The organism is Chroococcidiopsis sp. SAG 2025 (assembly GCF_032860985.1).
Taxonomy (GTDB): Bacteria; Cyanobacteriota; Cyanobacteriia; order Cyanobacteriales; family Chroococcidiopsidaceae; genus Chroococcidiopsis.
Window position 1 is genome coordinate 1,735,404 of the sequence record NZ_JAOCNC010000001.1, and the last position, 22,069, is coordinate 1,757,472.

At 45.0% G+C, this 22,069-nt stretch carries 19 protein-coding genes and 4 pseudogenes; 16 read left to right on the forward strand and 7 right to left on the reverse strand.

Going from position 1 to position 22,069, the window contains the following annotated elements; all coding sequences use genetic code 11:
* Nucleotides 1-221: 221 nt before the first annotated feature.
* The 5 genes and pseudogenes from N4J56_RS40825 to N4J56_RS08355 all read left to right on the forward strand — a co-directional run.
* Nucleotides 222-1,726, forward strand: a pseudogene (locus N4J56_RS40825) (SLC13 family permease).
* A gap of 123 nt (nucleotides 1,727-1,849) precedes the next feature.
* On the forward strand, nucleotides 1,850-3,142 hold the full coding sequence (locus tag N4J56_RS08340; protein WP_317106034.1) for a HAMP domain-containing protein: 1,293 nt from the start codon (nucleotides 1,850-1,852) through the stop codon (nucleotides 3,140-3,142).
* A protein-coding gene (locus tag N4J56_RS08345) for an IS5 family transposase (protein ID WP_317105119.1) occupies nucleotides 3,139-3,919 on the forward strand; the annotation gives its coding sequence in 2 pieces (ribosomal slippage) (nucleotides 3,139-3,476 and nucleotides 3,475-3,919; 783 coding nt in all). Before N4J56_RS08340 ends, N4J56_RS08345 begins: the two co-directional genes overlap by 4 nt.
* Before the next feature lie 31 nt (nucleotides 3,920-3,950).
* A complete protein-coding gene (locus N4J56_RS08350; protein ID WP_317106035.1) occupies nucleotides 3,951-4,223 on the forward strand; it encodes an ATP-binding protein in 273 nt (90 codons plus the stop codon).
* A 71-nt stretch (nucleotides 4,224-4,294) separates the two neighbouring features.
* Nucleotides 4,295-4,942: pseudogene (locus tag N4J56_RS08355) on the forward strand (glycerate kinase); the annotation flags it as partial.
* A 190-nt stretch (nucleotides 4,943-5,132) separates the two neighbouring features.
* On the opposite strand, the gene N4J56_RS08360 reads toward N4J56_RS08355, so the two are convergent.
* On the reverse strand, nucleotides 5,133-6,269 hold the full coding sequence (locus tag N4J56_RS08360; RefSeq protein ID WP_410500401.1) for an IS4 family transposase: 1,137 nt from the start codon (nucleotides 6,267-6,269) through the stop codon (nucleotides 5,133-5,135).
* A 160-nt stretch (nucleotides 6,270-6,429) separates the two neighbouring features.
* Here N4J56_RS08360 and N4J56_RS08365 point away from each other — a divergent pair.
* Nucleotides 6,430-6,954: pseudogene (locus N4J56_RS08365) on the forward strand (glycerate kinase); the annotation flags it as partial.
* Nucleotides 6,955-7,025: 71 nt separating this feature from the next.
* Here N4J56_RS08365 and N4J56_RS08370 read toward each other — a convergent pair.
* Both N4J56_RS08370 and N4J56_RS08375 read right to left on the reverse strand, forming a co-directional pair.
* A pseudogene (locus N4J56_RS08370) lies at nucleotides 7,026-7,235 on the reverse strand (hypothetical protein); the annotation flags it as partial.
* Nucleotides 7,236-7,650: 415 nt separating this feature from the next.
* Nucleotides 7,651-7,908 (reverse strand): hypothetical protein, encoded by a 258-nt coding sequence (locus tag N4J56_RS08375; protein WP_317106039.1) that lies wholly within the window; start codon nucleotides 7,906-7,908, stop codon nucleotides 7,651-7,653.
* Nucleotides 7,909-8,102: 194 nt separating this feature from the next.
* On the opposite strand from N4J56_RS08375, the gene N4J56_RS08380 reads away from it, so the two are divergent.
* Both N4J56_RS08380 and cofH read left to right on the forward strand, forming a co-directional pair.
* Nucleotides 8,103-8,714 carry a DUF3318 domain-containing protein gene (locus N4J56_RS08380; RefSeq protein WP_317106040.1) on the forward strand — a complete coding sequence of 204 codons (612 nt, stop codon included), beginning with the start codon at nucleotides 8,103-8,105 and terminating at the stop codon, nucleotides 8,712-8,714.
* Nucleotides 8,715-9,188: 474 nt separating this feature from the next.
* Nucleotides 9,189-10,325, forward strand: a complete 1,137-nt coding sequence (gene cofH, locus N4J56_RS08385; RefSeq protein ID WP_317106041.1) for a 7,8-didemethyl-8-hydroxy-5-deazariboflavin synthase subunit CofH — start codon at nucleotides 9,189-9,191, stop codon at nucleotides 10,323-10,325.
* 34 nt (nucleotides 10,326-10,359) lie between these two features.
* Here cofH and ppk2 read toward each other — a convergent pair whose 3' ends face one another.
* Entirely contained in the window at nucleotides 10,360-11,211 is an 852-nt protein-coding gene (gene ppk2, locus N4J56_RS08390) for a polyphosphate kinase 2 (RefSeq protein WP_317106042.1), read from the reverse strand.
* Between the two features lie 121 nt (nucleotides 11,212-11,332).
* Between ppk2 and N4J56_RS08395 the strand changes: the two genes are divergently transcribed.
* The 4 genes from N4J56_RS08395 (at nucleotide 11,333) to N4J56_RS08410 (ending at nucleotide 15,472) form a co-directional block, all read left to right on the forward strand.
* Entirely contained in the window at nucleotides 11,333-11,839 is a 507-nt protein-coding gene (locus tag N4J56_RS08395; RefSeq protein ID WP_317106043.1) for a hypothetical protein, read from the forward strand.
* 125 nt (nucleotides 11,840-11,964) lie between these two features.
* Nucleotides 11,965-12,264, forward strand: coding sequence for a DUF6464 family protein (locus N4J56_RS08400; protein ID WP_317106044.1), 300 nt, complete (start codon nucleotides 11,965-11,967; stop codon nucleotides 12,262-12,264).
* A 66-nt stretch (nucleotides 12,265-12,330) separates the two neighbouring features.
* Entirely contained in the window at nucleotides 12,331-14,172 is a 1,842-nt protein-coding gene (locus tag N4J56_RS08405) for a hypothetical protein (protein ID WP_317106045.1), read from the forward strand.
* 193 nt (nucleotides 14,173-14,365) lie between these two features.
* The gene (locus N4J56_RS08410; protein WP_317106046.1) at nucleotides 14,366-15,472 is read left to right on the forward strand and encodes a hypothetical protein; all 1,107 of its coding nucleotides are present in this window, start codon (nucleotides 14,366-14,368) and stop codon (nucleotides 15,470-15,472) included.
* Nucleotides 15,473-15,720: 248 nt separating this feature from the next.
* On the opposite strand, the gene N4J56_RS08415 is transcribed toward N4J56_RS08410, so the two are convergent.
* Entirely contained in the window at nucleotides 15,721-16,857 is a 1,137-nt protein-coding gene (locus N4J56_RS08415; protein ID WP_410500401.1) for an IS4 family transposase, read from the reverse strand.
* A 232-nt stretch (nucleotides 16,858-17,089) separates the two neighbouring features.
* Here N4J56_RS08415 and N4J56_RS08420 point away from each other — a divergent pair, with 232 nt between their 5' ends.
* The 3 genes from N4J56_RS08420 to N4J56_RS08430 are packed head-to-tail and all read left to right on the forward strand — an operon-like array spanning nucleotide 17,090 to nucleotide 18,634.
* The gene (locus N4J56_RS08420) at nucleotides 17,090-17,242 is read left to right on the forward strand and encodes a hypothetical protein (RefSeq protein WP_317106047.1); all 153 of its coding nucleotides are present in this window, start codon (nucleotides 17,090-17,092) and stop codon (nucleotides 17,240-17,242) included.
* Nucleotides 17,243-17,300: 58 nt separating this feature from the next.
* Nucleotides 17,301-17,858 carry a helix-turn-helix domain-containing protein gene (locus N4J56_RS08425; protein ID WP_317105833.1) on the forward strand — a complete coding sequence of 186 codons (558 nt, stop codon included), beginning with the start codon at nucleotides 17,301-17,303 and terminating at the stop codon, nucleotides 17,856-17,858.
* A gap of 41 nt (nucleotides 17,859-17,899) precedes the next feature.
* Nucleotides 17,900-18,634: a transposase gene (locus N4J56_RS08430; RefSeq protein ID WP_317105834.1), complete on the forward strand. Its 735-nt coding sequence runs from the start codon at nucleotides 17,900-17,902 to the stop codon at nucleotides 18,632-18,634.
* A 158-nt stretch (nucleotides 18,635-18,792) separates the two neighbouring features.
* On the opposite strand, the gene N4J56_RS08435 is transcribed toward N4J56_RS08430, so the two are convergent.
* Nucleotides 18,793-20,772: an RAMP superfamily CRISPR-associated protein gene (locus tag N4J56_RS08435; RefSeq protein WP_317106048.1), complete on the reverse strand. Its 1,980-nt coding sequence runs from the start codon at nucleotides 20,770-20,772 to the stop codon at nucleotides 18,793-18,795.
* Nucleotides 20,773-20,876: 104 nt separating this feature from the next.
* Between N4J56_RS08435 and N4J56_RS08440 the strand changes: the two genes are divergently transcribed.
* Nucleotides 20,877-21,658 (forward strand): IS5 family transposase gene (locus N4J56_RS08440; RefSeq protein ID WP_317106049.1). Its coding sequence is split into 2 segments (ribosomal slippage): nucleotides 20,877-21,210 and nucleotides 21,210-21,658, totalling 783 coding nucleotides; the frame shifts between segments, so codons are not numbered across the junction.
* A 15-nt stretch (nucleotides 21,659-21,673) separates the two neighbouring features.
* Here N4J56_RS08440 and N4J56_RS08445 read toward each other — a convergent pair.
* On the reverse strand, nucleotides 21,674-22,060 hold the full coding sequence (locus N4J56_RS08445; protein ID WP_317106050.1) for a hypothetical protein: 387 nt from the start codon (nucleotides 22,058-22,060) through the stop codon (nucleotides 21,674-21,676).
* Nucleotides 22,061-22,069 lie beyond the last annotated feature (9 nt).

Genomic DNA, 22,069 nt, shown 5'->3' on the forward strand with positions numbered 1-22,069 from the left:
CGTTTGCAAAAATACTAGAAATCAATCTATGAAAAAAGTTAGATTGAGGTAAAAACTTCTGCCTTCCATCCCAGGGTAGATACTTAGAGAAGAAATTAAATCTACTTTAAGAAGATGTTAGTCTCTGATTAAGCACGGGCGATCTGCTTATGTCAATTGAGTGAAACAATCACTCAGTACAGGTCGTCATACCGCACATTAGTTGGTGACTAGAAGGAAAGATGAGTAAAGCTGCTACCACTCAAAAGGCAGGTAGCAAGGAGCGACTAAGCACAACTAGCATTTGGTCGCGCATTGAGAGCAAGCGCCCTCTACCTAAAACTCCCCCACGTCAGCGACGGTTTCGATGGGTGGTTGATGCCGTGCTACCTTTGGCACTAACTCTCATAGCAGGAATCGCCATTCTTCTACCAAGTTCGCTGCCAACAGAGGCGCGATTATCTCTATTTACCTTCGCCTTAGCAGTAATTTTGTGGTCAACCACAACCCTGAATGCAACATACGTTGCTCTGGCAACGGTGGTGTTATTAATTTTATCTGGTGGTAGCGAACAAGAAGCATTGTTTGAGGCACTGGAATCAGATGTAATTTGGCTGATGATTGGTGCTTTCATTTTGGGTGGAGCCGTACAGCAAACTGGTTTAGCGGCAAGATTAACGCAGTTGGTCGTCAGTCGCGCCCGTAACGTCAACGGTGTGTTTTGGCTGTTGACAACTATATTAATTCCCTTGTCTTTCGTCATTCCTTCCACGTCCGGTAGAGCGGCTGTAGTCATTCCCGTATTTCGCAGCATTGCTAACGCCGCAGGCGATCGCCGCATCACCCGTGCAATGGCGCTACTGATGCCGACAATTATTTTAGTTGCCACGATTTCTACTCTTATCGGTGCTGGTTCCCATCTGATCGCGATCGACTTGTTAGACGAAATTGCTGATGTTAAGCTCTCTTACGCACAGTGGGCGCTTTATGGCGTGCCGTTTGGAGTTGTCGCTAGTTATTCTCCTGCTGGGTAATTTTACGCTTATTTTTAGACAAAAATCGCCGCCAGCGCCAACTTCAGATTCCTTATCAGCAAAAAAAACCCTTTTCTACAGCAGAACGAACAACGCTGCTTGTCGTGTTGGTCATGGTAGGGCTATGGCTAACGGAAAGTTGGCATGGGTTGGAAATCGCCACCGTCACGGTGATTGGGGCTTTGGTACTAACTGCACCTAGTATTGGAGTCATTAGCTGGAAAGATGGACTGAAAGCAGTTTCTTGGAACTTAATTGTCTTTGTAGGTGCGGCTTTAGTTTTAGGTGAAGCCTTGATTGAGTCCGATGCAGCTCAATGGATTATTAACCAGCTATTTGCTGCAAGTGGCATTGCTGGCACAGAATCGCGCCTCTTGATCTTGCTCGTATTATTTCTAATTGCCCTGACTTCCCACATCTACATGACTTCGCATACAGCCAGAGCTGTAGCTCTAGTCCCAGCGCTGTTATATCTAGGCAACAGCTTGCAACTCAATCCCGTAGCGGTTTTATTCCTCAGCAACGTCGGCATGGACTACTGTTTGACTTTTCCCGTCAGTTCCAAAGCGCTGTTGATGTTTCAAGAATTAGAAGGCGAAACCTATAAACCAGCAGACCTATTGCGTCTGAGTTCCGTACTCTTGCTAGTTCATTTGGGACTGATCGTGGTGTTCTACTACGGCTATTGGCAATGGATCGGCTTAAGGCTATGACAGTTATCAGTGACCAGTGACCAGTGACCAGTGACCAGTGACCAGTAGTTTTTCCTCTGCCCCTGAAGCTCCCTCAGCTCTCTGACTCTGCTCCCTGCTCTCTACTCCCTGCTCCCTTAAATCATGAACTTAAGAAAGAAACTATTAACAACATTTAGCGGGTTGGCGTTGCTGGCGCTGGCAACGGCGGGTGTGACTGTGTGGGCGATCGCGCAGTGGCAAAATAGCGAACGCAGATTGCAAGGGCATTACCAACGTAGTTTGTTACTTGAGAGCGTGCGAACGGCAACTTTTCGCGCTTTTAAAGAAGTTCCTGATGCGATTGTTAGCAACGACATAGACGCACGGCAAGAATTTGAAGCCTTTCTCAAACCAGCAGAAGCAGATTTTAAGCGCTGGGTAGAATTAGCCGACACTGAAGCGGAACGAAAACAAGTTCAGCAAGTCCGTAACGCTTACCTGGCTTTGATACAGGATGCCCGCGATGCCTTTACTCTAGTAGAACAAGGTCAGCGCGATCGCGCCTTTGCACTTCTAGAAAAACAACTAGAAGACATAGACTTTATCAGGTTTGAGAAAGTCACTCAACAAGCCGTTGCTTCCGATCGCCAAAATCGCCAAATCATCACTCAACAAACACAAAATACGCGGCAAACTGCCCAATTAGTTTTAGCGATCGCGGCTTTTGGCACAATCTCACTGATGTTGCTTCTTGCAGCTTATTTAGCTTCAGATTTATTTGCACCATTAGAAGAGGTAGAGGAGGCATTAGACGACGCAGCTAAAGGAGACTTCAAACGCCGCCTCGGTGAAGAACGTCAAGACGAGCTAGGAGCAGTCAGCCGAGCTTTCAATCGAATGATGGAGGCAATGGCAGAACGGCAGCAGTTTGCAGGTTTGGCTGCCGTTCCTAATGGTGTTGTTAAAGATGGCGTAGAAGATTCTGCTTGGCAGCATTTGCCTTCACGAGTCACTTTGCATCGATTATTGTCGCAATTGCGTACGCGGGTGACTCAGTTGCAGCACCACAATGGTTTTAAGGGCAACGAAGAATTTGACGGGCAACAACAGGCGGCGATCGGGCAGCTCGATCTACTATTACAAGCCGTGTCGCGAATTACTGATTTTGGCTTTCCCTTAGATTTGAATCTTGCCCGTACCGATGTCAGAGCGCTGCTTTACGATCTGCTGCTGCGGTTTCAATCCGAATTCGTCGAACGCGCCGTGAGCATCGATCTGGATATTGCTCCAGAAGTCAGTTATGCAGTTGTCGATCGCCCGAAGTTACGCGAGGTTTTGAGCGAACTAGTACGGAATGCCTTAGAGGTCATTTATAAAGAAAAGTTGAAAGCAGCGAGAATGGAGGCAAGAGGCTTTTACTATGACAAGACAGTAGCCCAAAGCATTGCCTCATGAGTAGAAAAGCTTACAAAAGTGATTTAACCGATCGAGAATGGCAAATCATTGAACCATTAATTCCACCTGTAAGACCAGGAGGACATCCACGTACTGTGGATATGCGTGAGGTAGTAAATGCCATCTTTTATTTGCTGAAAACTGGCTGTGCTTGGGAGATGCTACCACATGACTTCCCACCCTATTCAACGGTTTATTATTACTTTCGGCGTTGGCAAAAACGAGGAATTTGGCAGCAGATAAATCTTGCCTTACGTGAACAAGTACGGATGAAGCTGGGCAAATCTCATCAAGCTACTGCTGCAATTGTGGATAGCCAGTCCGTAAAAACGACGGAAAAAAGGGGAAGTATCCGGCTTTGATGGCGGCAAGCTAGTTAAAGGTCGCAAACGCCATGTCGTAGTAGATCCTCAAGGACTACTAATGGGTGTAGTAATCACCGAAGCTAATGCTTCAGAACGATTAGGAGCAATAGTGGCATTGCTAGAAGAGTGCTATAACTCTAAGTCTTTAGAGCTAATTTGGGCAGATAGTGGCTACAGTGGAGAGAATTTTGCACAAGCTGTAATGGTAGTCTGCGGTGCAGAAGTAGAAATAGTTAAGCGGATTACAGATGGGTTTGAAGTTTTGCCCAGAAGATGGGTAGTTGAACGAACTTTTGGCTGGCTAGGACGCTATCGACGACTAAGTAAGGATTATGAACTCCTACCGGAAATAAGTGAATCTATGGTCTACGCTGCTATGGTACGGCTGATGCTGAGACGACTAGCTGCTTGATTTTTACTTTATAAATCAGCTCTTAGCAGCATTGCCAGAACAAGGTGGACGGATTGGTTTGCGGACGCGCATCGATCCTGATGCTATGAATCTCTTAATTGAAGTCGCTGACAACGGCAAGGGAATTCAACAACCCGCAATCGAACGGGTTTTTTCTCCCACAGTCACTACCAACGGTCAGCGTGCAGGTGTGGGACTTACCTTAAGCAAAGCGGTCGTCGAACAGCATGGAGGTCAACTCACCATTGATAGCGAACCTGGTCAGGGGACATACGTACAGATTTCATTGCCACTACGAGAGTAGATATCAGTGACCAGCGACCAGTGACCAGTGACCAGTGACCACGCACCACTCACTAATTGCAGGAGACAAACATGAGCTTACGTATTTTGATTGCGCCTTCGGGATTTAAAGAAAGCTTGGAAGCTGATAAGGTAGCAGATTGTATTGAAACGGGAATTTTGCGAGTTTTACCCGATGCTACTATCCACAAAGCTCCCTTAGTAGATGGCGGAGAAGGTTTCACCAAAGCCCTCGTAACAGTGACGGGCGGAATTTTACACCATCTGACGGTCGCTGGTCCTGTCGGACAACCTGTAGATTCTTATTTTGGGTTTCTGGGTAATACGCAGACAAAAACTGCTGTCTTAGAGATGGCAGCGGCAGCGGGACTGAGATTAGTGCCGCATCACGAACGTAACCCTCTAGTGACAACAACCTACGGCGTGGGAGAACTTATTAAAGCAGCGCTAGATGCGGGTGCAGAACGGATACTGATTGGTTGTGGCGATTCCGGTACGAATGATGGTGGTGCGGGGATGGCGCAAGCTCTGGGAGTACGCCTGTTAGATGCAGATGGAAAGGAACTCGATCGCGGTGGTGGCGAACTGATAAAACTAGAACGCATCGATCTTAAAGATCGCGATTGCCGTTTGGAATCGGTACAAATTGATGTGGCGTTTAACTGGCACAATCTGTTGTGTGGCGAAAAAGGTGTAGCGCGAGTATTTGGTCCTCAAAAAGCAATACGGTTCATTTAAGGCTACGCTGTGCTGAGGATAAAGAAAATAGGAGGATTGGTTCGGGAGGGGGTGGCTCGATGTCTTGGCTTTTTTGAGCGAAACTTGGATACAGGTTTTTTTACAACTCTGGGATTGGTACGAGAAACTCGTTCAGGTAACAGAGTGTCTAAAATCTCTACAGTTAACCAACTTAAAAAAAGGGGAGTTCTTGTGATTGCAAGCGTTGAAATTTCGGGATAGCACGACGAATAACTCGCAATGTCCCAGTGAAACTCAGACGCAAAGGAGTGATACCCGCGCTCTTTGCAGCTTGAAACATCAATAACCGCACAGCCCAGTGTCCTAACAACCACCCGTAAACTTCCTGCACAACTTCACGCGGTTTTTGAGAGCGAATATGAGTTTTTCGTCCTGATAAATGTACTTTGAGTTCATCAATAGTATTTTCTACTTCCCAGCGTTGATGATATTCAATCGCCAGTAGTTGAGCCGGAAATTTCTCCAATTCCAATAAGCTGGTAATTAAGCGATATCTTAGTTGTTCCTCTGGGTTGTCGGTATTACCAATTGTGTATTCAATCACTCGGACTTGTATGGGCTGGCAAGCTTTTGAGCGGAATTTAGCAGGTGGATAAATCCAACTCAGATAAGAACCATCCGCCAGTGGTTCTTCGCACAAAAACTTGACATTTGCGGGAATTCTTCCTAAATAATCGCTACCAGTTGTGACAGTTGCTTGCACCATTGCATAAGAATGTAACCCTCTGTCCCACATCAACAACATCCCTGAACTCACGGAGCGTAATAATCTTAATGCCCGCACTCGTTCTCCTATTCGATATGGACACATCAATGCATCAAAGATTAAATGTGTTCCTGCTTCTACCAAAATGACTAATCGCAGTTTGGGAAATGCGGCTTGTGTGCCAGGACGGCTGCTCGGACGACCAAAAACTCTCGCATTTTCATCGCTGTCTGGCAGATCGAAGCAAGTCCGATCAATTACCACAATTCGCAATCCATTGAGAAATGCTCCTTTGGTATCGGTGCTAGCCATTGGTCGCACCAGTTGATGGAACAATTGACTCATCACCCTTGGACTTAATCGTTGTCGGGCTTGCGTTATTGCTGATTTACAAAAAACTCGCCAGTATTTCCCCACTTTCACCCATGCTTCGCTCAGCCCATCAATTAAGTTTTTCAGCACATCTCTCATCGAATCTCGTGACCACAGACTCATCGCAATTACCAAACAAATTACCAATTGTGCTGGTAACGAGCGTTTACGTTGTTCACAAACTTTAGTTTTAGCGATCGCTTGCTCGATCTCCGTGGATGGGATGGCTGCCTCTATCGCTTTGAACACATCACTACTTTGTATCGTAGGAGACAACAATGAGAAATCCTTCAGATGCACTACACTCACTTTCCATTCTTGGGAACAATGCTTAATTTACAACACTTTGAGCCTTAACTGAACCGTAGTGCCTCAAAAAGGTGCTTCACCAGAGACTGTGGAGCAGCTAGCCGCAGCACTCGATAATTATGCTGCTATTATCGAACGCGACATGGGTATAGACGTGCGAGAAATGCCTGGAAGTGGTGCTTCTGGTGGCTTGGGTACGGGCTTATATGCTTTATTAGGGGCAAAATTGCATCCTCGCTATGACATTGTGATGCAATATCTCCACCTCGATCGCTTATTAGAAGATGCCGATCTGGTGATTACCGCCGAGGGAAGTATTGACTTTCAAACTCCACGCGGCAAAATTCCGGCAGAAGTGGCACAAAGAGCTAAGAAATATCAGCTACCAGTTATTGCCCTTGCTGGAACTATCGGGCGTGATGCTGAGGTGAATTTCAATTGTGGCATCGACTCGTTTGAAAGCATTCTCGACGCGCCCTGTAGTTTAGGAGATGCGATCGCCAATGCTCCAGAACTCGTTACTAAGGCTGCCGAACGGGTTGTCCGCTCTGTTTTAATAGGACAGAAATTAGCAACTGGAAGTTAGAAAATAGCGGGGGGAACTGAGGAGGCTGAGGAAGGGTTAGGATTCCCAACTGCCTGTTTCTCCCGATGCCCCGACTTTGGTTTCAGGAACAACCAAGCAATGAAGAAGAAGGCTGCTGTAAACAGCTGGAGCGTATCTACGCTCGATAGGGAGCCATCAGAGAAAGAAGCAATGCTTCGGTCAATGATGCCAAACAACCAAAAAGATATTCCCAAGAACCAAATCCCGTTTCTGAGATAACTCAAAAAGATAGATGCTTCCGATGGCGAGCGATCGCTCATAACTTTATTCCTATAAATTCAACGAGTCATTGATTGGGCAGCAATGTACAGACTTTTCGGTTAAATTCTCTGTCTGGCTTTGCCTTCAGATTAAGAAATATCTCTTTTAACCGTCATTGTTCTAAAGAAGTATTTCATCGACTTGACAAGTGTACCGTTATTTGTATCATATTTTATCTCATCAAGACAGATTTGCCCGTTGCCAACAGGAATATTTGCTTAAATTTATGGTTTTTGGTGATGATTTCTTGACCAGCGATCGGTGACTAGTGACTAGTGGCTGGTGACTAGAAAAGATTCCAGCCAAAGCGTCATCGGTTCCACCAGCCACTTCTCAATAACCGTCTTCACGGAGTGTAGCGCCAGCATTTACCATCAACCGTCAACTGTCAACTGTCAACCAACAACTAACCAATTAACGATCGCAGTCTTCTTTCGGTGTTAAATCTGAGGGGGGGCGATCGTTACTCCACGCCCACCAGATACAACCGCATTGACACTGATAAAACTCTTGCCACTTACGACGGTTGTTTTCGGTAAATACGGGCGATCGTCGATTTAGCCAGACTCTTTCTGCTTCGCGGCTACCAGAACGACAACGGGGACAACAAAATTCACTGGCATGAGTTGCCTGTTGAGTCCATTGAGGCGGAATCGGTGCAAATGCATCCATTGAAGAGATAATTTTTTAAGTCTATTAGTTTATTATCAGCGATCGGCAAACAAGGTGTAGGGTATAGGGTGTGAGGTGTAGTGAGCTTTTAACTTGTGTACGGGCGGATTTAGCAAATCGATGGACAGCTTTGGCTAGAAATTTTGGCTCAAAACCCGCCCCTACCAATACATAACTTTTTCCAATCCCTATTCATGGAACCAACTACTGAAATTCGCCGCCTTCTGGACTTGATGCCTGCTTCCGGTCGGATGTTGACTAAGATTGTCGCTAAGCGGGAGCAAACTAAAGTTATCGATTATGCTTTTCCTTTGCCGTGGCAGCAGGAACGTCGCATTTCCATTAATTTCGATCTCTGGCGGCGGCTACCCCAACCACAGCGAGATTTGTTGCTGTTGCGGACTGTTAGCTGGTTAACGGCAGTAAAGTGGTTTAAACCGGATGTCTATCAGGGAGTTGTCTTAGCTGGGCTTTTGGGGACGGTAGTAGAGATCGTGCAGGGAGATGTTGTGGGTACTGTGGCAGCTGGGGCATTAACCGCGATCGCCGGGACTCGGATCTGGCGCAATAACCGCAGTTCTCAGATTGAGGTAGAAGCAGATGAGGCAGCAGTGCGCGTTGCTGGGAGGCGGGGTTATGCTGAGGCAGAGGCGGCTCAACATCTGTTATCGGCAATTGAAGCGGTGGCACAAATGGAAGGACGACCGACTTTAGATTTTATGGAACTACTCCGCCGTCAAAATTTGCAAGCGATCGCCGGACTTTCTTCTGTTGGTATTCCAGAAACTCTCAGAGAAAAATCATAAATAGATGACTTACGTAATAAGTACAATAATTAGCTATAAAAAGGGATTGTCCTGTGATATTTTTACTGCTACAATTTAGCGTATACGCTTCATAATGGAAATATTTGAAAAATTAAAAAATTAGTCGAAATTTCCATTATAAAGAAAACTTTATCAAAACTAAATCGCGAAGTCAACATCTCTTTGCCTTTTTATTCATGACAATTCGTTCCTGAAAATTTTCTTATCTTTATATAACTGACTCAGGAGCGAGATGAAATACAAGATCTGTAGAGGCGCACAGCCGCGCGCCTCTACGAATGCCCCTCATAACGAGAATTGCGATATATAGATATCCTTGCCAGGAATTGAATTTGTCGATAATAAAATTATGAGTTCAAAAATATGATTGTAAAAACCTGAGTGGCAGAAGTAAATAGTGAAGAATCTACTTAAACCTCTTCGCGACTCACGACTCACGACTCACTTCAAATAATGATAACCAAAACAATTGAACCTATTCTCGATCGCACCTTATCTGGAGACGATATCTCTCCAGCCGAAGGAGTAGAGTTATTACAACAAACTGCACCGGAAGCAATTGCTCTCATCCGCGATACTGCCGATAAACTCCGCCATCAGCAAGCGGGCGATACCGTTACTTATGTCATTAACCGCAATATCAACTTTACCAATATTTGCGAACAACACTGTAGTTTCTGCGCCTTTCGTCGCGATGCGGGCGAAGCAGGTTCCTACTGGTTGGAATGGGGACAAATCTTAGAAAAAGCTACCGATGCCGTACAGAGAGGGGCAACAGAAATTTGTATGCAAGGGGGACTTCACCCTACAGCAAAAATTGATGGTAAATCGCTGCCATACTACTTAGAATTAGTCAAAACGATTAAAGTAGAATTTCCTCACTTGCATTTACATGCCTTTTCTCCCCAAGAAGTGCAATTTATTGCTAGGGAAGACGGTTTGAGCTACGCTACCGTTATCGTTGCTTTGCGGGATGCTGGTGTTGGTTCAATGCCAGGAACAGCAGCAGAAGTATTAGATGATAATGTCAGGCGAATTCTGTGTCCAGAAAAGATTAACACAGCGACATGGTTAGAAATTGTGAGTACGGCACACCAACTTGGCTTGCCGACAACGAGTACCATGTTATCTGGACATATCGAAATACCCCAACAGCAAATCCGTCATCTAGAACATTTGCGATCGCTTCAACAAATTGCGATCGAGCGGCAGTATCCTACAAAAATTACAGAGTTTATTTTACTGCCTTTCGTCGGACAAGAAGCACCTAAGCCGCTGAGAAAGCGGGTAGGAAGAGATCAGCCAGTTTTAGCAGATGCTTTGCTACTCACAGCAGTGGCGCGAATTTATCTAGGAAAATGGATTCCCAACCATCAACCGAGTTGGGTCAAACTCGGACTCGCAGGAGCAACAACAGCTTTAGAATGGGGTTGCAACGATATTGGCGGCACGCTGATGGAAGAACACATTACCACAATGGCAGGTGCAGTTGGCGGTACTTGCATGGCAGTAGAGACACTACAAACAGCGATCGCTTCCCTCAATCGTCCCTACCGTCAAAGAGATACCTTGTATGGCAATCTCATTTAAGTTATGAAATCTTCTTGACGCTACTACAAATTATTTAATAAACCTGGGGAACGAAAAACTGTTCGTTTACAGGTGGACGATGATAGCCAGTTCCAGGCTTTCTAGGAGGTAGATCGAATGCATCTGGAGTCATGTCTTGGTAGGGAATCTTGCTTAAAATGTGTTGAATTAAGTTAAGTCGCGCCCGTTTTTTATTATCGGCTTCCACTGTAAACCAAGGAGCCTCTGGAATATTAGTATGAGCTAGCATGACATCCTTAGCTTTAGAATATTCCTCCCAGCGATCGCGGGCTTCAATATCCATCGGACTGAGTTTCCAGCGCTTAGCCGGATCTTTAACCCGCGCTTGAAAGCGGCGTTCCTGTTCGTCATCGCTGACGGAAAACCAATACTTCAACAAAATAATTCCAGATCGCACCAACATCCGCTCGAATTCAGGGCAAGATTGCATAAACTCTTGATATTGGGCTTCAGTGCAAAAACCCATCACCCGTTCTACCCCTGCACGATTGTACCAACTGCGATCGAACAGCACGATTTCCCCCGCCGCAGGTAGATGGGCAACATAACGCTGAAAGTACCACTGCGTCTTTTCCACATCTGAAGGTGTACCCAAAGCCACAACGCGACAGCCACGCGGATTGAGGTATTCCGTCACGCACCCAATTGCGCCTCCCTTTCCAGCCGCATCCCGTCCTTCAAAAATCAGCGCTACCTTTAAACCTTGATGTTTAACCCAGTACTGCAATTTCACCAACTCCGTTTGCAGTTGTGCTAATTCTTTTTCGTAAAACTTACCGTTCAGCTTTTTCTTCGATTTGTTCTCTTTGTTGCTGTCAGCAGATTTGACTGCTGCATGAGTTCCATTTCGATCTATAGCTGACATGGGTTTTTCTCCTAAACAAAATTTTTTCAAAAAAGTTAACCTATTCTTTCCTTGTCAATATAGTTCGTTTGTACTAACATGCAGTTAAAATTTGAGCGGCGATCTCCCATCGAGAAGTAGTATGACAAAACTCAAATCAAACTTAATCCAATTTCCCATCCAGCAGCATCTAGGGCGTTCTAGAGTCGTAACATTACCAGTATCTCCCAAACGGCATCAACCATATGTAACGGCGATCGCAATCCCAAAGCGAGAACATCAGGCAATACCACCCTTGCAGCCTCAAATTCCATCAGAATCGTCTCACAGCGATCGCCCCGAATGGCAGCACTTGGTAGCACAAGCAGACAAAATTAATCAATTAGCCGCAGAACTAGAAGCAGCAATCTTTGAATTAAAAGCGATCGCCAGCCAATTAGACTACACTCAACAGCTATCTACAAGTGCTTGCGAGTATCGCTCAGTAGTTGTACCCCACGTCAAGCGCCGCAAAGCAACTCAATTCATTTTAACAACCAAAGTCATCGATTTATTTCAAGCTGAAAGAGAAGCGCAACAGCTAGCACAAACATTGAGACAAAAGACAAAAACCAAGCAAAAATTCTCTCTACTGAATTGGCTGTTATAGATTAGGGAAGAGTAGTGTTGTTAGTTGTTGGTTGTTGGTTGACGGTCACTGGTAACTGGTAACTGGTCACTGGTAACTGATAACTGACAACTGATAACTGACAACTGACAAGAGGTAAAGCACAGGTGGGAGCAGCACTCTGGATTCTTGCTTTAGGACTAATGCCATCATTGCTATCGCTGTGGCTACTGCGCCGAAGAGAGGCACAAATACAAGCGAGATTTAGACAAGCGATCGACTTTACCCCCATCAGGACACAGAGAAGCGAACCTACACCACTTCATAGCGATCGCTATTATTTAGAAGGAGTAGGATATCTGGTTGGTGACATCAGCTGTCGCTACAATGCTCGTTCCGGCTATATTAGATGTGCGGTCAATCCTGAAGGACCCTGTGAGGGTTGTCGTTACTACGAACCGCGATAGCTACTTGAATAATTAATTTAGTGTAATTTATTTGGTGTTATTTATCTGGTGTAAGGGGTGTGAGGGTTGATAAATTTTGCCCAGAGAAGTTGGCTTCAGTGGCTGACACTTTTCGGATGGATTGCGATCGGCACGATTATTAGATTTATTAATTTAGATGCGAAGCCACCTTGGTCAGATGAATTTGCCACCTTAGTATTTAGTTTAGGTAATAGTTTTCGCACTGTCCCTTTAGATCGAGCGATCGCCCTAGATACCCTACTACAACCACTACAACCTCATCCAGCAGCCAGCTTGGGCGATGTTTTTCACAATTTGATGACAGAGAGTACTCATCCTCCTGTCTATTTCCTCTTAAATCACCTGTGGTTGCAGCTATTTCCCTCAGACGAGGGACTAGTCTCGTTATGGGCAGCAAGAGCCTTCAGCGCCCTTCTGGGAGTGGCTGCAATTCCTGCTAGTTTTGGTTTGGGGTGGCTAGCTTTTCGTTCCCGCCTGGTGGGACAAATCGCCGCTGCAATGATGGCAGCCTCGCCCTATGGCATTTACCAAGCCCAAGAACCGCGCCACTATACCCTAGCAATCTTAGTTATTATTGCTTCTTTGGCTTGCTTAATCGTTGCTACACGTTGTCTAGAGAGCCGAAAACCGATCCCAAATTGGTTAGTCTTCACTTGGGTGGCAATTAACAGTCTAGGAATTGCCATTCACTACTTTGTCACCATCACCCTTTGCGCCGAGGCAATAGTTTTGCTTGCTGTGGTGTGGAAACAATTCAAAATTCAAAATTCAAAATTCAAAATTCAAAATTCAAAATTCCCCGACTCCCCTGTAAGGGCGGATTTTGAGCCACAATTTATTGACGGAAGCCGTGAATCTTTTGCTAAACCCGCCCCCACCACCTCTGGACTCATCGCCGTTGCAGCTGGAACCATCGCCGGGGGTTTAATCTGGTTGCCTTTCTTGCAGAGTATTCCCGATAACCAAATGACAGATTGGATTTATCGCGGTAATCCTTTCGGCAGTATTCTAGAAAGCACGGCGAGGTTTTTAGCTTGGATGATTTCAATGCTGTGGCTGCTACCCGTTGAGGGTGTGAGTCAACCAATTGCCCTGGTTTGCGGTGCAATTGTCATCGCTTTTCTATTTTGGACGTTGCCTATACTCGTTAGCGGTTGGAAAATTCAGTTATGGCGATCGCCATCTCGAAGTGGAATTCAAGTTTTAGGTGGATTTGTTTTGGTAGCGATCGCGCTATTTTCAATTGTTACCTACGCCTTGGGTGCAGATTTGAGTATTGCCTCACGCTATCACTTTGTTTACTTTCCAGCCTTGATGGCGATCGTCAGTGCAGCATTAGCAATTTGTTGGGATAGCGATAGTTTCGTTCAACATGCAAAGATAAACTGGACTCCTCGTCAGCAGTTGCGACTCAAATTTCTGCAAACTAGAGGTAAAGTTGCAGTCGTGCTGATTTGGCTGCTAGGTTTCTTTGGCGCTTTAACTGTCGTTTTTAACTTTGGCTATCAAAAGATTGAAAGACCCGATCGCCTCGTACCAATTATGCAACAGCGATCGCAAAATCCAATTTTAATCGCTACAGCTCACTATACTCACGCACAGGCGAGAGAACTCATGACAATAGGTTGGCAGTTTAAGCACCTGTATGGTTCTCAAACTCATTCTCCTTTGTTTCTTCTAGCTCAGCACGACCGTAGCTCGAATCGCTCTGTAGAAACTCTTTACAGAACCATTGCCGAACTACCAAAACCTTTAGATTTGTGGGTCGTCAACTTTTCTAGCGCTAGGCACGATTTAGAGAAAGGAAATAATAAAACTTGTGTTCCAGATTCGCAACGCCGACCTAAAGCCCACGGCTACCGCGCCAAGCTTTTTCACTGTCAGTAAGGAAGAGTCACCAAACTCTATCAAAAATATTCGCAAAATTGTACGAATTACGGGTAACAAATTAATTTCTGAAAAAACGACAAACGGTTATAACTGAGGTTGTGGTAAAGATGGAAGTAGTCACAAATGGCTAGGTAAAATTTTGATGGCAGTGAGGTAAATATTGCGCCATTACTCAGCTGGAGAATAAATTGTGCTGGAAGGCTTAGAAGTAATTAATTGGCAAGAACTCGAACACGCTTACGGTATGGCTGATGATGTACCCGCTCTGCTCAGAAGTTTAGCCTCCGCTAATGCCCCGTCTCGTCAAGATGCTTTGTCTAAATTGTACAGTAACATTTATCATCAAGGTACTGTTTTTGAAGCTACAGTATACGCAATACCATTTTTAATAGAATTGATTCAAACTGAAGCAGTACAAGATAGAGATAAAATTTTAATTTACTTAGCACATCTAGCAGGCGGTCGTTCTTATGTAGAAGAACATCAGAACTTATTGTTTTATAGCGACGAATTAGGTAACCCAGAGTTTCAAGTACAAATTCAACACGAAATGACCTGGATAAGACGTGTTAATCGTGCTGTTCGTAGTGGGATAAATGTTTATCTGAGTTTGCTAAAACATAATGATTCAAAACTCAGAATTGCTGCACCTTACATCCTCGCTTATTGCCAACGGCAAGCGTCGGAATTTATTCCTTATCTAAAGCACTGTTTAGCGCAAGAACGAAGCTCTCAAGTCAGAGCCAGTTTAATCTTAAGCCTGGGTTTTTTGGAGCCGCCGCAATTAGCAAACATAGAACTATTTATGCAATTTCTGAGTTCTGAGGAAAGCGATCTCGTGCGCTTAGCGGCTGCAATGACACTTGTAAGGCTAGCAAAAGATAAAACTCCACTGGAAGCTATAGCAATACCGATCAAAATTATCGAACATCCGATATCTGTGAAAGAAGCGTATGCTCGATTACCTTGGGCTAATAGCGATGTTATTAGCGATGCTTGCGCTTGCTTATGCTATATAGGTGCAACAGGAAATGTTGTCATTCCAGGCTTAATAAATGCTCTGAAAACTGTAGATGGTTATAGTGCTTTAAGTGTAGTACGAACGCTACTATATCTAGCTTTTAACGGACACAAATTAGCAGACACGATCGAACAAAAGAACACAGATGGACAAATATCTGTAATAGAGGCGATCGCGTCGTACGATAACATTTGGCAGTTCAATAGTAATATGGCGCATCTTCTCAGGTCGTTTGGATTACCGCAAGAGCGAAATCAGTTGCAAGCATTTCTATAAAATAAGTAAATCAAATATTATTCAATCGTAGATTATATACAAATTCATTGCTTTTAATCCAATACGGTTCATTTAAGGCTACGCTGTGCTGAGGATAAAGAAAATAGGAGGATTGGTTCGGGAGGGGGTGGCTCGATGTCTTGGCTTTTTTGAGCGAAACTTGGATACAGGTTTTTTTACAACTCTGGGATTGGTACGAGAAACTCGTTCAGGTAACAGAGTGTCTAAAATCTCTACAGTTAACCAACTTAAAAAAAGGGGAGTTCTTGTGATTGCAAGCGTTGAAATTTCGGGATAGCACGACGAATAACTCGCAATGTCCCAGTGAAACTCAGACGCAAAGGAGTGATACCCGCGCTCTTTGCAGCTTGAAACATCAATAACCGCACAGCCCAGTGTCCTAACAACCACCCGTAAACTTCCTGCACAACTTCACGCGGTTTTTGAGAGCGAATATGAGTTTTTCGTCCTGATAAATGTACTTTGAGTTCATCAATAGTATTTTCTACTTCCCAGCGTTGATGATATTCAATCGCCAGTAGTTGAGCCGGAAATTTCTCCAATTCCAATAAGCTGGTAATTAAGCGATATCTTAGTTGTTCCTCTGGGTTGTCGGTATTACCAATTGTGTATTCAATCACTCGGACTTGTATGGGCTGGCAAGCTTTTGAGCGGAATTTAGCAGGTGGATAAATCCAACTCAGATAAGAACCATCCGCCAGTGGTTCTTCGCACAAAAACTTGACATTTGCGGGAATTCTTCCTAAATAATCGCTACCAGTTGTGACAGTTGCTTGCACCATTGCATAAGAATGTAACCCTCTGTCCCACATCAACAACATCCCTGAACTCACGGAGCGTAATAATCTTAATGCCCGCACTCGTTCTCCTATTCGATATGGACACATCAATGCATCAAAGATTAAATGTGTTCCTGCTTCTACCAAAATGACTAATCGCAGTTTGGGAAATGCGGCTTGTGTGCCAGGACGGCTGCTCGGACGACCAAAAACTCTCGCATTTTCATCGCTGTCTGGCAGATCGAAGCAAGTCCGATCAATTACCACAATTCGCAATCCATTGAGAAATGCTCCTTTGGTATCGGTGCTAGCCATTGGTCGCACCAGTTGATGGAACAATTGACTCATCACCCTTGGACTTAATCGTTGTCGGGCTTGCGTTATTGCTGATTTACAAAAAACTCGCCAGTATTTCCCCACTTTCACCCATGCTTCGCTCAGCCCATCAATTAAGTTTTTCAGCACATCTCTCATCGAATCTCGTGACCACAGACTCATCGCAATTACCAAACAAATTACCAATTGTGCTGGTAACGAGCGTTTACGTTGTTCACAAACTTTAGTTTTAGCGATCGCTTGCTCGATCTCCGTGGATGGGATGGCTGCCTCTATCGCTTTGAACACATCACTACTTTGTATCGTAGGAGACAACAATGAGAAATCCTTCAGATGCACTACACTCACTTTCCATTCTTGGGAACAATGCTTAATTTACAACACTTTGAGCCTTAACTGAACCGTAGTGCCCTATAGATCCCTTACCTGATGATTTAGTTTTACGTAGTCCACGAGGAAAAAAATTGACTCTCACAATTTTTTGAATCGCTTTTGGCAGCCTGTAGTCAAAGCTTTAGTTAAGGCAGGTAAGGTTGAGAAGTATCCGCCCCAATACAACATGCGCCATACATTCGTCACGCTAGCCTTGAAAAATGATGTAAAGGACAACGATGTAGTGGGTCATTTGGTATGAGTGTTGCCATAAAAAGGATGGTCAATTAAAGTGAAGATACATAGTTTTTCAGGTTGTGATGACACGGCAAAAAAAAGCACCTTTGCGACCGTTAAGTGATGAAGAACAAACCGACTTGAAAAAACTGAGCCGTTCTCAATCCCAATCATCTGCTAGTGTCATGCGGGCCAAAGCGATTCTAGCCGTGGCTCTTGGGGCTGATTACACGAGTGCAGCGCAGTTAGTAGGATTACGCTGTGGTGATACGGTCAGCAAGTGGGTCAGTCGCTTCAATGTTGAAGGCTTAGCTGCCTTACAGCCTCGACATGGCGGTGGGGCAGTAGTGCAATACAGCGAACCAGAAAAACAACGCATCCTGTCCGAATTTCAGCGTCAACCAGAGCGGCAGAAAGAGGGCACGGCAACCTGGTCAGTAGCTACACTTCAACGGGCTTTGCGTCAGGCTCCTGATGGCTTAACCCAAATCAGTACTTATACAATTTGGCAGGTACTCAAAGAGGCGGGCTATAGCTGGCAAAAGAGCCGCAGTTGGTTAAAAACTGGACAGGTGAAGCGCATACGCAAAGGCAAGCTAGTAGTAGTAACTGACCCAGATACCGTGGCAAAAAAAAACTGATAGAACGCGCTTACACTCAGGGACAGAAGCTAGGCTTGAGTGTGTGGTGCGAAGACGAGGCGGGACCATTTGGCACTGCTCCTTACCCTGGTAGCAATTGGCAGCCAGTAGGTAAACCGACACGGCAAGAACATGAATATATCCGTAATGGCACAGCCAAGCTGTTAACGCTATTCCATCCCGCTACTGGGCAAGTACGAGTTAAGGGTGTTACCAGTTGTACCAATGCTGTGTTGCACGAATGGCTCAAGCAAGAATTAGCTAGTGTTGTACAATCACTGCCAACTCCAGCTCGATTACTCAAGCCTGAAGAAAATCAACGGTTATGGAAAAGTTGGCAGCAGGGGTTGAAAGTACGCTTTACACTCCCACACGACTTACCGCCACTGCGAATGTTGCTAGTGATGGATAACTTGGTCGGACATAAAACTCCCCAGTTGGTATTGTGGCTGTGTGCTCATGGCATCATGCCGCTCTACACACCTCTTGGCGGTAGCTGGCTGAATATGGCTGAGTCGATTCAACGAATTCTCAAACGCCGAGCTCTAGAGGGGCATCATCCGCAAACAGCCTATCAAATTATTGAGTGGTTGGAAGCAACTGCTTTTGGATGGAACCAACAACCAACGCCGTTTGTCTGGGCAGGATTACGAGCGCAACGTCGAGACAGAGCGCGTCAAAGATTTCACTCTCTTGGTGGTTCTGGTGCCTGTACGCATCGTCCTCTTCGGCGGACAACTATTGCCAAAAATAATGGCAACACTCATACCAAATGACCCACTAGGGGTTCCTAAGCCCAGATCGGAGAGGACTTCAAATTGTTCGCCAAACTCATCTCCATCTTTCATTCGGTCATGACCCAAGTTACACCAGGAACCAGAAGAAACCTGAAACATTAAATCTCTCGTTCCAATCGTAGCGACTAAAACAGCTTTCATTTTGGGTTAGGTAGGGGAAAGATTTGAGCGTAGTTTTGTTGACTGGTGCGATCGCGCAATTCCTGTAAATAATTCCGGCGCGGATCTTGAGTTGAGCCAAAAACTGTTACTACTTGATAATCACCTAAGTTAGCAATCCATACAGGGGAAGGCTTCACTCTCGGTCTAACTTTGCCGCAAAGATCGCCATCGTAATCACGACCTCTTTGTAGTTCAGGATCGTGCAACACTGAAAGAGCGTATGGTTTGTAATTGTGAGATGCCCCAGCACAAACAACAATACGACAATTACTATCTACTGCTTCATGCCATGTGTCCGGTCTGACTTGACCGATAGTTAAGGGCGATCGCGGCTCGATCGTTCGACCTGTTAGCTTACCCAAAGCACGATAAAAATGCTCCAAACGCTGACGAAATTTTTGCCTAAACTCCGACACTGTATCTGGTAGTTTCCAAAACTCATCCTCTCTCTCTGGAATCAACGTGGAACCTCGCCACCAAGGAGCGCGATCGCGTGTCTGTCGAGAATAACAAGGTCTCCTAGCCCCTTGTCCAATCCCGCCTAGGTGGAACATCAACCAAGTAAGAGTAATGAATAAATCTCGTACCGCATCTCGGCTTGATTCTGGTATTTCTGAGGAGTAACTGAGAGTAAGAATTCCTGCTTGCTTGCCGCAAGGATCTTTTTTTCCATCAAAGTTGGCTCTAGCTTCAGGCTGAACGATTCTACCATTTGTTATTTGTACGGCGATCCAGCCTCTAGTTTGAGGATTAATCGATCCAAACAAATCTGCTTCCCAACGCTTGACTTCACTAGTCGGCAGTACTCCTCGCGCCAACGCTCGGAACCAGTAGCGTAACATTGATTTGAAAGCAGTGGGGCGAACTTCTGCATCGGGTTGTCCTCGCGTTTCCCATTTCTGCTTGTCGTGCTTCCAGTTCCATTGAGTAAACTTTTGCCGTCCGTGAATTAGCTGTCCTTCTAAACTAAATTCAATCTGAAAAAATTTGTCAATCTGGTTTTTTTGTCCAGCTGTAATTAACCTGCCATAACCAGTGTTGACTTGAGAACCAATTCCCGATCGCAACCCAGAAATAAGCCACTGCTGAATTCTTCCAAAATTTTTGTCATTGCAACTCGGTCTGCGGCGCAGCCCAATTAGAAAAGTTGTTTCTTTGAGTGAAAAGAAAGGATTGGGGTTAGGTGAGTAGTCGAGTATTTCACCATCCCAGTTCCAAATATTATTGGCTATGTCAACGGCTATACCGCCCGATCGCGTTGAGCCAATAGGTAAGGGATAGGCATCTAAAAAAATCACTTTGCCCGTGCGATCGCTATCCTTTGCTTTTAAAGAACCGAAGTAAGGAGCAACCTTTTGCTCTGCTTGTTTCCAGTCGATCCCTTCTTCCGCCATAAATTGACGAATTGCTTCAGTTCTAGCAACTCCCCGTAGCGTACTAGAGGGAATGTAAGGCATTCCTAAAGCATCAAATGCAGGCAAGAGAATACTTTCTGGTCCCCGATGTCCGCCGACGCGAATCCGCCAGGGACATTTAACTTGAAAATAATTTCCTTCTCCAGCAATTAGTTTCGTCCGCTCTGTTAATTGAGTTAAGCGATCGCGGTAGTTAGCATCCTGTTCTGCCTTTTGGAGAATTTGTACTTTGGTGGGGTCTTTGGCTGGACTATCGGGCGATCGCATCCACCGCAGATATTCCACAAAACTTGCAGTTTTATTCTCATCCACAAAGGGAGAGCGACCATCTGGATGGAGAGGGTGATCTAACCAGGGCGAGGGCTGTTGGTTGTTGCTATTGTCACCATTACTACCGTTTCCCTTATTACCACTGCCAGAATTACCACCGCCAACAGTTATTACTTTCTTGGGTTTAATATCTTTGTTGGCAGGGCTTGAGCGCTGAATGGCTGGAGATTGAGGGAGTTGTCCTGGTTTTTTGGGGCGATCAAATGTCATCTTGAATCTTCCTCAGAGGTCATTTATAAAGAAAAGTTGAAAGCAGCGAGAATGGAGGCAAGAGGCTTTTACTATGACAAGACAGTAGCCCAAAGCATTGCCTCATGAGTAGAAAAGCTTACAAAAGTGATTTAACCGATCGAGAATGGCAAATCATTGAACCATTAATTCCACCTGTAAGACCAGGAGGACATCCACGTACTGTGGATATGCGTGAGGTAGTAAATGCCATCTTTTATTTGCTGAAAACTGGCTGTGCTTGGGAGATGCTACCACATGACTTCCCACCCTATTCAACGGTTTATTATTACTTTCGGCGTTGGCAAAAACGAGGAATTTGGCAGCAGATAAATCTTGCCTTACGTGAACAAGTACGGATGAAGCTGGGCAAATCTCATCAAGCTACTGCTGCAATTGTGGATAGCCAGTCCGTAAAAACGACGGAAAAAAAGGGGAAGTATCCGGCTTTGATGGCGGCAAGCTAGTTAAAGGTCGCAAACGCCATGTCGTAGTAGATCCTCAAGGACTACTAATGGGTGTAGTAATCACCGAAGCTAATGCTTCAGAACGATTAGGAGCAATAGTGGCATTGCTAGAAGAGTGCTATAACTCTAAGTCTTTAGAGCTAATTTGGGCAGATAGTGGCTACAGTGGAGAGAATTTTGCACAAGCTGTAATGGTAGTCTGCGGTGCAGAAGTAGAAATAGTTAAGCGGATTACAGATGGGTTTGAAGTTTTGCCCAGAAGATGGGTAGTTGAACGAACTTTTGGCTGGCTAGGACGCTATCGACGACTAAGTAAGGATTATGAACTCCTACCGGAAATAAGTGAATCTATGGTCTACGCTGCTATGGTACGGCTGATGCTGAGACGACTAGCTGCTTGATTTTTACTTTATAAATCAGCTCTCAGAAATATCGTGATAAACAGCTGTTGCCCAAAAACTAAACTCTTGTGCGATCGCTAATCCTAAACCTGTTAGCCCTAAATATTCGTCGGTGCTGAGATTTTTTAGTCTTTCTAGTCCTTTATCGCCAACTAGATCGGCAATCCCTGTTATATTTTGCAAGCACTCGAAGTACTTCTTCACCACTTGCTTTTTACCTTCCTGATTTAGAGCTTTTTCTTCTGCTTTAAGTCGCATCATGCCCCAAGTAGATAAATAGGTATAGAGTTCTACTGCCTGATTTTTTTGTTCTTTGAGGCGGTTTTCATCTTGATGGGATGTTCTCAGTCCACTTAAAGCTTCATAGACTGGTTTACCAATAGTACGCGGATCGAAACTCATACTTACCTT

What these genes read in the sequence shown, in the direction of transcription:
- cofH (WP_317106041.1), top strand. Translation starts at nt 9,189, where the DNA reads ATGATAACCAAAACAATTGAACCTATTCTCGATCGCACCTTATCTGGA.
- N4J56_RS08375 (WP_317106039.1), bottom strand. Translation starts at nt 7,908, where the DNA reads ATGGATGCATTTGCACCGATTCCGCCTCAATGGACTCAACAGGCAACT.
- N4J56_RS08435 (WP_317106048.1), bottom strand. Translation starts at nt 20,772, where the DNA reads ATGACATTTGATCGCCCCAAAAAACCAGGACAACTCCCTCAATCTCCA.
- N4J56_RS08380 (WP_317106040.1), top strand. Translation starts at nt 8,103, where the DNA reads ATGGAACCAACTACTGAAATTCGCCGCCTTCTGGACTTGATGCCTGCT.
- ppk2 (WP_317106042.1), bottom strand. Translation starts at nt 11,211, where the DNA reads ATGTCAGCTATAGATCGAAATGGAACTCATGCAGCAGTCAAATCTGCT.
- N4J56_RS08425 (WP_317105833.1), top strand. Translation starts at nt 17,301, where the DNA reads ATGACACGGCAAAAAAAAGCACCTTTGCGACCGTTAAGTGATGAAGAA.
- N4J56_RS08340 (WP_317106034.1), top strand. Translation starts at nt 1,850, where the DNA reads ATGAACTTAAGAAAGAAACTATTAACAACATTTAGCGGGTTGGCGTTG.
- N4J56_RS08395 (WP_317106043.1), top strand. Translation starts at nt 11,333, where the DNA reads ATGACAAAACTCAAATCAAACTTAATCCAATTTCCCATCCAGCAGCAT.
- N4J56_RS08445 (WP_317106050.1), bottom strand. Translation starts at nt 22,060, where the DNA reads ATGAGTTTCGATCCGCGTACTATTGGTAAACCAGTCTATGAAGCTTTA.